This window comes from Streptomyces sp. NBC_00989, from assembly GCF_045162655.1.
Taxonomy (GTDB): Bacteria; Actinomycetota; Actinomycetes; order Streptomycetales; family Streptomycetaceae; genus Streptomyces.
In genome coordinates, this window is the sequence record NZ_CP108728.1 from 9,067,510 (window position 1) to 9,079,437 (window position 11,928).

Annotated in this window: 10 protein-coding genes; 6 read left to right on the forward strand and 4 right to left on the reverse strand. The window is 69.9% G+C overall.

Going from position 1 to position 11,928, the window contains the following annotated elements; translation table 11 throughout:
- Positions 1-19: 19 nt before the first annotated feature.
- Complete coding sequence (locus OG714_RS40720) at positions 20-1,504, forward strand: cytochrome P450 (RefSeq protein ID WP_406128678.1); 1,485 nt, start codon at positions 20-22, stop codon at positions 1,502-1,504.
- On the opposite strand, the gene OG714_RS40725 is transcribed toward OG714_RS40720, so the two are convergent.
- Both OG714_RS40725 and OG714_RS40730 read right to left on the reverse strand, forming a co-directional pair.
- Positions 1,498-2,445, reverse strand: a complete 948-nt coding sequence (locus tag OG714_RS40725) for a pseudouridine synthase (RefSeq protein WP_406128680.1) — start codon at positions 2,443-2,445, stop codon at positions 1,498-1,500. The two genes, OG714_RS40720 and OG714_RS40725, sit on opposite strands and share 7 nt — an antisense overlap.
- 25 nt (positions 2,446-2,470) lie before the next feature.
- Positions 2,471-4,021 carry an amino acid permease gene (locus OG714_RS40730; RefSeq protein ID WP_406128682.1) on the reverse strand — a complete coding sequence of 517 codons (1,551 nt, stop codon included), beginning with the start codon at positions 4,019-4,021 and terminating at the stop codon, positions 2,471-2,473.
- Positions 4,022-4,258: 237 nt separating this feature from the next.
- Between OG714_RS40730 and OG714_RS40735 the strand changes: the two genes are divergently transcribed.
- From OG714_RS40735 to OG714_RS40745, 3 genes are all read left to right on the forward strand, one after another.
- Positions 4,259-4,879 (forward strand): PadR family transcriptional regulator, encoded by a 621-nt coding sequence (locus OG714_RS40735; protein ID WP_406128684.1) that lies wholly within the window; start codon positions 4,259-4,261, stop codon positions 4,877-4,879.
- A gap of 184 nt (positions 4,880-5,063) precedes the next feature.
- The gene (locus OG714_RS40740; RefSeq protein ID WP_406128686.1) at positions 5,064-6,080 is read left to right on the forward strand and encodes an ATP-binding cassette domain-containing protein; all 1,017 of its coding nucleotides are present in this window, start codon (positions 5,064-5,066) and stop codon (positions 6,078-6,080) included.
- Positions 6,077-6,853, forward strand: coding sequence for an ABC transporter permease (locus OG714_RS40745; protein WP_406128687.1), 777 nt, complete (start codon positions 6,077-6,079; stop codon positions 6,851-6,853). The genes OG714_RS40740 and OG714_RS40745 overlap by 4 nt, the downstream gene beginning before the upstream one ends.
- Positions 6,854-6,968: 115 nt before the next feature.
- Here OG714_RS40745 and OG714_RS40750 read toward each other — a convergent pair whose 3' ends face one another.
- Both OG714_RS40750 and OG714_RS40755 read right to left on the reverse strand, forming a co-directional pair.
- On the reverse strand, positions 6,969-7,808 hold the full coding sequence (locus tag OG714_RS40750; RefSeq protein WP_406128688.1) for a siderophore-interacting protein: 840 nt from the start codon (positions 7,806-7,808) through the stop codon (positions 6,969-6,971).
- Positions 7,809-7,897: 89 nt separating this feature from the next.
- Positions 7,898-8,827 (reverse strand): 5'-3' exonuclease H3TH domain-containing protein, encoded by a 930-nt coding sequence (locus OG714_RS40755; protein WP_406132123.1) that lies wholly within the window; start codon positions 8,825-8,827, stop codon positions 7,898-7,900.
- Between the two features lie 210 nt (positions 8,828-9,037).
- Here OG714_RS40755 and OG714_RS40760 point away from each other — a divergent pair, with 210 nt between their 5' ends.
- Both OG714_RS40760 and OG714_RS40765 read left to right on the forward strand, forming a co-directional pair.
- Complete coding sequence (locus OG714_RS40760; RefSeq protein WP_406128689.1) at positions 9,038-10,087, forward strand: glycine betaine/L-proline ABC transporter ATP-binding protein; 1,050 nt, start codon at positions 9,038-9,040, stop codon at positions 10,085-10,087.
- Entirely contained in the window at positions 10,080-11,894 is a 1,815-nt protein-coding gene (locus OG714_RS40765; protein ID WP_406128690.1) for an ABC transporter permease/substrate binding protein, read from the forward strand. The genes OG714_RS40760 and OG714_RS40765 overlap by 8 nt, the downstream gene beginning before the upstream one ends.
- Positions 11,895-11,928: the final 34 nt, after the last annotated feature.

Consider the following 11,928-nt stretch of genomic DNA (forward strand, 5'->3'; position numbering starts at 1 on the left):
AGTTCCCGGAGCGATCACTGTGACGCCTGAACCCCACTCCCCGACCGATACGGACGACACCAGGCTCGGTCCGCCCCCCGGCTGCCCCGCGCACGGCCAGGGGCCCGGCGGGCTGCACCGGCTGTACGGCCCCGAAGCGGCGGACCTGGGCACCCTCTACGAGAAACTCCGCGCCGAACACGGCCCCGTGGCACCGGTGTTGCTCCACGACGACGTACCGATCTGGGTCGTCCTCGGCCACACCGAGAACCTGCACATGGTGCGTACGCCCTCGCAGTTCAGCCGCGACAGCCGGGTCTGGACGCCGCTGCGCGAGGGCATGGTCAAGCCCGACCACCCGCTGATGCCGCACATCGCCTGGCAGCCCATCGCCTCGCACGCGGAGGGCGACGAACACCTGCGGCTGCGCGGCGCGGTCACCGGCGCCATGTCGACCATCGACCCGCGCGGCATCCGCCGGCACATCAACCGCTACACCCAGATCCTCGCCAACACCTTCTGCGAGCAGGGCCACGCGGAACTCGTCGGCCAGTTCTGCGAGCACCTGCCGATGGCCGTGCTGTGCGAGATCCTCGGCATGCCCGACGAGTACAACGACCAGATGGTGGAGGCGGCCCGCGACGCCCTCAAGGGCACCGAGACCGCGATCGTCAGCCACCAGTACGTCATGGACGCGCTGACCCGGCTCACCGCCCTGCGCCGGGCCGAGCCCGCGGACGACTTCACCAGCCACCTCGTCATGCACCCGGCGGGGCTCAGCGACGACGAGGTCAGGGAGCACCTGCGGCTCGTCCTCTTCGCCGCCTACGAGGCCACCACCAACCTCCTCGCCAACGCGCTGCGCATGGTCATCACCGACCCGCGCTTCCGCGCCCAGCTCAACGGCGGGCAGATGACGGTGCCGGAGGCGGTCGAGCAGTCCTTGTGGGACGAGCCGCCGTTCTCCACCGTCTTCGCCTACTTCGCCAAGCAGGACACGGAGTTGGGCGGCCAGCGCATCCGCAAGGGCGACGGTCTCCTCTTCGCGCCCGCGCCGGGCAACGTGGACCCCCGGGTGCGTCCCGACCTCAAGGCCAACATGATGGGCAACCGCTCCCACCTGGCCTTCGGCGGCGGCCCGCACGAGTGCCCCGGCCAGGACATCGGCCGCGCCATCGCCGACACCGGGGTGGACGCGCTGCTGATGCGGCTGCCGGACATCGAACTCGACTGCGACGAGGACGAGTTGAGCTGGACGGCGTCCATCGCCTCCCGCCACCTGGTGGATCTGCCGGTGCAGTTCGCCCCGAAGCCCCCGCAGGACGTCTCGGAGAAGCCGAGCCACGCGGCGGTCCCGCAACCCCGCCACACCTGGCACGTCGGCATGCCGTCCGACCCGCCCCCGACGCCGGCGGCGGCCCCGATGCCCGAGCCGGCGGCTCCGCCGCAGCCGGTCGCGACGCCGGAACCGGTGCACCAACTCGGCGCGTGGCAGCGGTTCCTGCGCTGGTGGCGCGGCTACTGAGCGGACCGCCCACCGTAGGAGGACCAGGCTTCGAGCACCCGCCCGCTACGGAACCGGTGCTCGGCCCCCGTGACCGGATCGGTGAACTCCAGTGCCCGCGCCAGCAGTTGGAGCGGTCGCCGGAAGTCACCGTCCGGCACGGGGTCGGTCACCACGGGATACAGCGGATCACCGAGGATGGGCACGCCCAACGCGCTCATGTGGACGCGCAGTTGATGCGTCTGCCCGGTGCTGGGCACCAGCCGGTACCGCGCGATCCCGTCGCCACGCTGTTCGGCCGACTCGACCCGGCTGACGGCATTGACCTCGCCCTCGACCTGCTGAGCGGCCATCACCCCACGCTCCTTGAGAATCCGCGAGCGCACGGTCGTGGGAAGGACGAGCCCGGAGTCGTACGGCGCGATCGCCTCGTACTCCTTCCGGACCCGCTTCTCCCGGAACAGCGCCTGGTACGCGCCCCGTTCCTCGGGCCGCACCGTGAACAGCACGAGCCCGGCGGTGAGTCGGTCGAGCCGGTGCGCGGCGCCGAGCGCCGGGATCCCCAACTCCCTGCGCAGCCGCGCCAACGCGGTCTCGACGACATGACTGCCGCGCGGGGTGGTCGCGAGGAAGTGCGGCTTGTCGGCGACGACGATGTGCTCGTCGCGGTACACGACCTCCACGGGGAAGGGCACCGGTACCTCGGAGGGCAGGTCCCGGTGGAACCACACGAACAACCCGGCTTCGTACGGCAGCCCGGCCACGCTCTTCCCGTCCACCCCGACGAACAGCCCGTCGTCCATCATCTCGTCGACGACACCCTCGCCCGCCCCCGAGAGCCGGTCCACCAGGTACTCGCGCACGGTGGTCCAGGAACCCTCGGGGGGCAGACGGACCCGTACCGGGTCGACTCCGTCGCGTTGGGGGAGGGGGGAGGGCGGGATACGGCGCTTTCGGGTCATTGGGGGTCAAGCGTAGGTGGTGGGGTCAGGCGGCGACCGCCTCAGGAGCCTCCGCCGTGACCGTACGGGCGCGGTACGCCCGGTACCCGAACCCGGCCCCCACCGTCACCACCAGGAACAACACCGTGAACCACTGGAAGTACCAGTGCCCACCCGCCGGGTCGTACACCGCAGCCCGCGGCCACGCCAGGTTGACGGTCATCACCAGGCCGTAGACAAGCGCCAGCGCGTTGACCGGTACCCCCCACCGGCCCAGGGAGAAGAGGCGCGCGCCCGTCTCGTCCGTGCCCTCCACCGCGAACTCGCCGCGCACGCGGCGGAGCAGCAGCGGGCCCGTCACCATCGCGTACGCCAGGTACAGCATCACGATGCAGGTGGTGCCGATGGCGAGGAAGGCGTCCGGGGAGGCGAAGTTCAGGAGGAGCAGGGCCGCCGCGAGAGTGCCCACGACGATGGCCGGGGCGCTGGGCATGCCCGTGCGGGGGTTGACCTTGGACAGGCGGGCGGAGAAGGGGAGTTGGCCGTCTCGGGCCATGGAGAACAGCATGCGGCAGGCCGCTGTCTGGATGGCCAGAGTCGCTACCGCGATCGCCACCACCACGTCCGCCAGCAGGGCCTTGCCGACGCCGTCGCCGAGGCTGCTCGTCAGGACGTAGCTGAGGCCGTCGACGCCCAGGTGGCCGTCGGTCAGGCTGGGGGCCGCGAGCAGGCCGCCGAGGATGATCAGGCCGCCGAGCAGGCCCGCGGCGGTGAGCGCGGTGAGGATCGTGCGCGGTGCGGTGCGGCGCGGGTTGTGGGTCTCCTCGCTCATCTCGCCCGCGCTGTCGAAGCCGATCATCACGTACGCCGCCGTGAACGAGCCGACCAGCAGGGCGCCGAGCAGCCCGCCCTCCAGACTGCCGGTCGTGTGGAAGGTGATGGTCGGGGTGCGCTTCGAGTGGGTCAGGAGGAGGACGACGATCAGGATCGCGCCGATGATCTCGGCCGTCACCCCGACCCGGTTGATGATCGACATCACGCGGTTGTCGAGGATGTTCACCACCGTCGTCAGGACCAGCAGGATCACGCCCAGGACCGCCGCGTTGGCCGCGCCGTCGGGGGAGGTGGGAGCCGGGTCCGTGCCCACCAGCTGGAAGCCCGACCAGATCGCCGGCAGCACCATCTGGAGGGCCAGGGCGGCTGCCGCCACCACCACCATCTGGCCGATCACCATGATCCAGCCCGCGAACCAGCCGAACGTCGCGTTCGAGAGGCGGGACGACCACTGGTAGATCGCGCCCGAGATCGGGTAGCGCGCGGCCAGTTCCGCGAAGCAGGCCGCCACCAGGAGCTGGCCGGCCAGCACGATCGGCCAGGCCCAGAAGAAGACGGGTCCGCCGAACGCGTACCCGAAGGCGAAGAACTGGAAGACGGTCGTCAGTACGGAGATGAAGGAGAACCCGGCCGCGAACGACGCGTACCGGCCGAGGCTGCGGTGCAGCTCCTGGCGGTAGCCGAACTCCGCGAGGGAGCTGTCGTCGGAGCTGGGGGAGTGCGGCGGATCGGGGCGTATGTCGGAGGGGGCTGTTGTGGTCACGGCGGCACCTGCCTTCGGCGCAGGAGAGCGGAATCCTGACGGCGACAGCGGAATTCCTGTCGGGTGACAGAAATTAGGGATGGCCTGTTTCCGTCGCGTCACGTAACCGTGTCTGTGGCGGGCCTAAGTCCTCACGCCCTTGCCCTCGCCGCCAAAACGCGATACATCGTGTGTGTTGACGCTCGCCGCACACTCGCGATATGTTCTGCCACGGATATTCGGAAGCGAGGTATGGCCATGCCGCCCAAGCGCCGCAAGCTCGGCAATCCGCTGGCGCTCACCGTGCTGGTCACCCTCTGGCAGGGCCCGATGCATCCGTACGAGATCGCCCGGACCCTGCGCCGCCAGGGCAAGGACAGCACCACGAAGATCAACTACGGCTCGCTCTACACGGTCGTGCAGAACCTGGAGAAACACGGCTTCGTCGAGGTCACCGACGTGGAGCGGCAGGGCAACCGTCCCGAGCGCACGGTCTACGGCATCACCGAGGCAGGGCGCGAGGAAGCCGTCGAATGGCTCTCCGACCTGCTGGCCGTGCCGGTCAAGGAGTTCCCGATCTTCGAGACCGCGCTCCCGCTCGTCGGAGTCATCCACCCCGACGAGGTGGTGCGGCTCCTGGAGGAGCGGGTGCAGAACCTCGACGTACAGGCGGCGAGCGCGCGCGGTGCGCTGGAGAAGCTGTACGAGACGCTGCCCCGGCTCTTCCTGGTGGAGAGCGAGTACCAGTTGCACATGGTCCGGGCGCAGGCGGAGTGGATCCGGGGTCTCGTCGACGAGATCAAGAAGGGCTCACTGCCCGGCGTCGAGGGATGGCGCCACTTCCACGAAACGGGGGAGCTGCCGACGGAGTTCACCTAGACACGAAGAACCCCGACCGGGCTGTTGGAGCAGCCCCGCCGGGGTCACGAACCCCGAACTGACCCGCCGTGCGGCGAAGCCAGGCGATCGAGGTGCGGCACACCCAGGATAGCCGGGCGCTCTTCACGCGGATCAGTCGTGACCTTTCACATCGCACATCCGCTCATTCCTTTGGAGAGCTGTCATGGGCAGTACCCGTGCGCCCGCGGTCGAGGCGCGTCAACTGATCAAGACCTATTCCGGCGATGTCACCGCCCTCAACGGCATGGACATCACCGTCGAACCCGGCACCGTCTTCGGGCTCCTCGGGCCGAACGGCGCCGGCAAGTCCACCACCGTCAAGATCCTCACCACCCTCGCCAGGCCCGACTCCGGCACGGCCACCGTCGCCGGCCACGACGTGCTGCGCCACCCGGACCGGGTCCGCCGCGCGATCGGCGTGGTCGCCCAGAACTCGGGCGCGGACCCGACGGCGACCGGCCGCGAGAACCTCCAACTCCAGGGCAGGCTCTACGGATTGAGGGGCGCCGCCCTCACGCGGCGGGTGGACGAGCTCCTCGACCGCTTCACCCTCGCCGACGCCGCGAAGCGTCCGGTGAAGGGCTACTCCGGCGGTATGCGCCGCCGCCTGGATGTGGCGCTCGGCCTGGTGCACCGGCCCGAGGTGCTCTTCCTCGACGAGCCCACCACCGGCCTCGACCCGGAGGCCCGCACCGCGATGTGGGACGAGATCGGCCGGCTGGCGGGGGAGGAGGGGCTGACCATCCTGCTCACCACGCACTACCTCGAAGAGGCCGACCGGCTCGCCGAACGCATCGCGATCGTCGACCGCGGCCGGGTCGTCGTGGAGGGTACCCCCGACTCCCTCAAGGGTGAACTCCGGGGTGACGCCGTCCACTTGGAGCTGCGGGAAGCGGTCGGCGACGCCGGTCGTACGCTGCTGCGGGGCACCCTCGTCGGACTGCCGGGCGTGCGCGAGGTGCTGGTCGACGGGAGCCGGGTCAGTGCCCGCGCCGACGACGGAGCGGCCGCGATGCCCGTCCTGCTGGCGGCGTTCGAGCGGGCCGGCGTCGGGGTCGCCAGCGCGACCGTCGCCCGTCCCTCGCTGGACGACGTCTATCTCCGCTACGCGGGCCGCCGTTACGCCGAGGCCGACGCGAACAGCACCGAGCGGCTCGCCGTCGCCGGAGGTGCGCGATGAGCACCGCCGTCTCCCAGACCTGGTACATGACGCAGCGTCAACTCATGGTGTTCGCACGGCAGCCCGCCTTCGCGGTCATCACCCTCATCCAGCCGGTGATCTGGCTGTTCCTGTTCGGCAACCTCTTCAAGAAGGTCGTCGAACTCGGCGGCTTCGGCACCACCTCGTACCTGGACTACCTCGTCCCGGGCGTGGTCGTGATGAGCGCCCTCAGCTCCAACATGTGGGCGGGCATGGGCACGTTGGAGGAGATCCAGCGCGGCACGCTGAACCGCTTCCTGACCACTCCGGTCAGCCGGGCCGCGCTGATGAACGGCAACGTCGTCAACAACGGCCTCGTCACCGCGCTCCAGTCGGCGATCATCGTCCTGCTCGGACTGCTCGGCGGCGCCGACTACCCGGGCGGCGTCGGCGGCATCGCGATCCTGATCGTGGCCTCCGTGCTGCTGGGCACCGTCTTCGGGGCACTGTCCAACGCGCTCGGGATGCTGGTGCAGCAGCGGGAGTCGATCATCGGCATCAACACCTTCCTGCTGCTGCCGCTGACGTTCCTGTCCAGCGCGTTCATGGCGCCGTCCCAGATGCCCTCGTGGATGCGGCACATCGCCGACTTCAACCCGCTCAACTGGGCGATGGTGGCAGGCCGTTCGGCGATGAGCGAACACCCCGACTGGGGCGACGTACTCAGCCGCGGCGGCGCGCTGCTGGCACTCGCGGTGGCAGCGGTATGGCTGTCGATCCGCACGTTCAGGTCGTATCAGCGGTCGGTATAAGCGCCCCGAAAGGGGCGCGAGGCTGTGTCGATTTGCGGCTCCGCCGCGCGGGCGCGATCAGCCACGACGGCGCGGCGGACGCCAATGCTCCGTCGTGGCACCCCCATCGGCGCACCTACGCGGCGACGCCTTCCTGCTCCGCCTCGATCTTCGCGTTCCACTCCCGCTTCGATGCCTGCCACCCGTCCTCGTTGTGGCCCAGGCGCCAGTACCCGGAGATCGAAAGATCCTCGCGCGGGATCGCCAACTCGACGCGCAGCAGGGCCCGCAGGTCCTTCACGAACGCCGCCTCGCCGTGCACGAACGCGTGCATCCGGCCCTCCGGGAACTCCAGTGCCCGTACGGCCTCGGCGAGCGCCTCGCCGACGGGACGGTCGCCGCGGTGCAGCCAGACGACCTCGATGCCGGAGTCGATCTTCTGCTCCTCCTCGGGCCCGGAGATCTCCACGAAGGCGTGTGCCGTGGAGCCTTCGGGCAGCGACTCCAGGGCACGGGCGATCGCGGGCAGCGCGCTCTCGTCCCCGGCGAGCAGATGCCAGTCGGCGCCCGCGTCGGGGGCGTAGGCGCCGCCGGGGCCCATGAAGTGGACGGTCTCGCCCGGCTGGACCCGGGACGCCCACGGGCCGGCGAGGCCCTCGTCGCCGTGGATCACGAAGTCCAGGGTCATCTCGCGGTGCTCGGGGTCCCAGGCGCGCACGGTGTAGGTGCGGGTCACCGGCCACTGCTCACGCGGGAACTCGGCGCGGATGCGCTCCACGTCGAAGGGCTCGGGGTAGGTCGCACCCCCGGCCGGGAACAGCAGCTTCACGTAATGGTCGGTGCACGTGTCCGCCGAGAACTCGGCCAGACCCTCGCCACCGAGCACCACGCGCTGCATGTGGGGAGTCAGGCGTTCGGTGCGGACGACCTGCGCTGAGTGGGGCTTACGCGGCTTCCGTGCCGGACGTTCTGCCATGACGGCCTCCCAGGTTCCCATGCTTAGGCTTACCTAAGTTAGCACTAGATTCTTTGGTAAAGGCAACAAAGGGAGGGCAAGAACAATGCTTATGCGCTCAGCGTGGTGAGCAGTCGCTGCAATGATCCGCCCAGTCCCCAGCGGTCCGCCAGCGCGCTCACCAGCTCCGGATCACGCGGGGCGTGCGGCAGCGTCGGGTCGACGTCGGGCAGCGGTACATCGTCCGCGACCCGTACGACCTTGGGCGCGACCGCGACGTACGGCCGTGCCTCGTCGAGGCGCTTGCGCTGCGAGGGGGTCAGCTTCGACTTGGGGTCGTCGATCGCGGCCATGATCCCGGGCACGTCACCGAACTCGGCGAGCAGCTTCGCCGCCGTCTTCTCGCCGATGCCGGGGACGCCCGGCAGACCGTCGCTGGGGTCGCCGCGCAGCAGCGCCAGATCCACGTAACCGCGGCCGTCCACGCCGTACTTCTCGCGCAGGAACGCCTCGTCGGTGAGCTGGAGCGTGCCGACGCCCTTGATCGGATACAGGACGCGGATCCCGCGGGCGTCGTCGACGAGCTGGTACAGGTCGCGGTCGCCGGTGACGATGTCCACCGGGCCCTTGGCGTGCGCCGTGAACGTGCCGATCACGTCGTCGGCCTCGTACCGCTCGACGCCCACGCGCGCGATACCGACCGCGTCGAGAACGGCCTCGATGATCGGCACCTGCGGGGAGAGCGTGTCCGGCACCTCCTCCGCGTCCGGGCCGCTCTCGCGGACCTCGGCGACGCGGTGCGCCTTGTAGGTGGGGATCAGGTCGACCCGCCACTGCGGCCGCCAGTCCGCGTCCATGCAGGCGACCAGCTGGTCGGGGCGGTGGTCCTTGACCAGCCGGTCGATGAACTCGAGCAGTCCGCGTACGGCGTTCACCGGCGTCCCGTCCGGCGCCTTCACGGACTCCGGGACGCCGAAGTAGGCGCGGAAGTAGAGCGAGGCGGTGTCGAGAAGCATCAGTCGTCCGGTCACGCCTCGCATCATGCCGCACGACAGGGCGACGATCACCCCTCCGTGTCACCCGGAGGGACCAATACCGCTGGTGGGTGAGCTGGACCACTCCGGTGTTTGCGCGCCATGAGCATGGGCAGGCGCGGCCTCGGAGCGATGCCGGTTGCACATTCAACCGTCGAGGGGCCTGCCAGGTCCGTCGCCGTCGCCTCCCGTCCTGCCCCCGATCGAGAGGTACGCGTGTCAGCCAGGCTAGAAGCCGAGCATCTGTACAAGGTGTTCGGCAGACGACCCGACCAGGCAGTCGAACGGCTCCGCGAAGGAGCCGACCGGGAGGAACTGCGCGCCGACGGCACCACCGCCGCCGTCATCGACGCGTCCTTCTCCGTCGCACCGGGCCAGATCTTCGTCGTCATGGGCCTGTCCGGCTCCGGCAAGTCGACTCTCCTGCGGATGCTCAACGGACTCCTGGAGCCCACCGCGGGCCGCGTCCTCTTCGACGGCCAGGACCTGACCGCGCTCGGCGACCGCGAACTCCGCGAGGTCCGCGCCCGCAAGATCAGCATGGTCTTCCAGCACTTCGCGCTCTTCCCGCACCGCAGCGTCCGCGAGAACGCCGCCTACGGTCTCGAAGTGCAGGGCGTGCCCCGCGCCGAGCGCGCACGCCGCGCCGGCGAGGCGCTCGCCCTGTGCGGCCTGGCCGGCTGGGAGGACTCGTGGCCCGACGAGCTGTCCGGCGGTATGCAGCAGCGCGTCGGCCTGGCCCGCGCGCTCGCCACCGACGCCGACCTGCTCCTCATGGACGAGTCGTTCAGCGCGCTCGACCCGCTGATCCGGCGTGACATGCAGGACCAACTCCTGGAACTGCAGAAGTCGTTGAAGAAGACGATCGTCTTCATCACGCACGACCTCAACGAGGCCATGCGCCTGGGCGACCGCATCGCCGTCATGCGCGACGGCCGCATCGTCCAGACCGGCACCGCCGAGGACATCCTGCTGCGCCCCGCCAACGACTACGTCGCCTCCTTCATCCAGGACGTCGACCGCTCCCGCGTGCTGACCGCGAGCTCCGTCATGGACACCGGCGTCGACGGCCACGAGGCCGACTGCGACTGCGCGACCGCCACCCCGGACACGCCCTTCACCGACCTGTGCGCCCTCAGCGCCCGCCTCACCCACCCGGTCGCGGTGCTCGACGAGGCCGACGAGGTCGTAGGAGTCGTACCGCAGGAACGCCTCGTCGCGTTCCTCGGCGGGGAATCCGCGGAGGAGGTGGCCGCCCATGCCTAGGCTCCCGCTCGGCGACTGGGTCGACTCCGGTGTCGACTGGCTCCTCGCCCACATGTCCTGGCTCTTCGACGCGATCAAGACGGTCGTCGAGGGCATGTACGACGGCATCAACGCGGTCCTCACCGCCCCCGAACCCCTGCTCCTCGCGGGCATCCTGGCCGTGATCGCCTGGTGGCTGCGCGGGCTGGTCGCGGGTGTCCTGGCGTTCGCCGGGTTCCTGCTCATCGACTCGCTCGACCTGTGGGACCGGGCCATGTCGACGCTCGCCCTGGTGCTCGTGGCGACCGTCATCGCCCTGGTGATCTCGATCCCGCTGGGCATCTGGGCGGCCCGCTCCAGGACGGTCAGCGCGGTCGTACGGCCCGCTCTCGACCTGCTCCAGACGATGCCGTCGATGGTGCTGCTGATCCCGGCGATCCTCTTCTTCGGCCTCGGCACCTCGGCCGGCGTGATCGCCACCCTGATCTTCGCGCTCGCCCCCGGCGTCCGCATGACCGAGCTGGGCATCCGCCAGGTCGACGCCGAACTCGTCGAAGCCGCCGAGGCGTTCGGCACCTCACCGCGCGACACACTCCTGCGGGTCCAACTGCCGCTGGCGCTCCCGACGATCATGGCGGGCATCAACCAGGTCATCATGCTGGGCCTGTCGATGGTCGTCATCGCCGGCATGGTCGGCACCGGCGGCCTCGGCGGCGCCGTCAACGAGGCCATCGGCCAGCTCGACATCGGCTTCGGTTTCGAGGCGGGCGTCGGCATCGTCGTCCTCGCCATCTACCTCGACCGCATGACCAGCGCGCTCGGCACCCAGATCTCCCCGCTCGGCCGCAGGGCCGCCGCCAAGGCCCGCGCGGCAGGCAACGAGAAGCCCTGGAACCACCGCCCCCGCCCGGCGTTCGCCGTGATCGGCGTGGTCGTCCTCGCGCTGGTGGCCGGCGGCATGGGTGTCTTCGGCTCCTCCTCCGGCACGAAGGCGACCTCCGCCACGGACGTCGGCAAGGGCAAGGAGATCACCATCGGCTACATCCCGTGGGACGAGGGCATCGCCTCCACCTTCCTCTGGAAGGAGATCCTGGAGGAGCGCGGCTACAAGGTGACGACCACCCAGTACGCCGCCGGCCCGCTGTACACCGGCGTCGCCACCGGCCAGGTCGACTTCCAGACCGACGCCTGGCTGCCCACCACGCACGCCGAGTACTGGAAGAAGTACGGCAAGCAGCTCGACGACCTCGGCAGCTGGTACGGCTCCACCTCCCTGGAGCTGACCGTCCCGGCGTACATGAAGGACGTCAACACCCTGGCGGACCTCAAGACCCACGCCTCCGAGTTCGGCGGCAAGATCACCGGCATCGAACCGAGCGCCGGAATGATGGGCCTCCTGAAGACCAAGGTCCTCAAGGAGTACGGCCTCCAGGGCTCCTACGACGTCGTCGACGGCTCCACCCCGGCGATGCTGGCCGAGCTGAAGCGGGCGTACGCCAAGAAGCAGCCGATCGTCGTCACGCTCTGGTCGCCGCACTGGGCGTACAGCGACTACAAGCTGAAGAAGCTCAAGGACCCGAAGAACGCCTGGGGCAAGGGCGACGGCGTGCACACCGTGGCACGCAAGGGCTTCGCCGCCGACAACCCCGACGTCGGGAAGTGGCTGAAGGACTTCAGGATGACCGAGGCCCAGCTCACCGGTCTGGAGGCGCAGATCCAGAAGTCCGGCAAGGGCGAGGAGCAGGACGCCGTCCGCACCTGGCTGAAGCAACACCCGGGCCTCGTCGACCAGTTGGCCCCGGTCACGAAGAGCCAGGCGGCCGGGTGACCTGACAGTCCCGCAGCCGCCTTCCCAGAGGTGG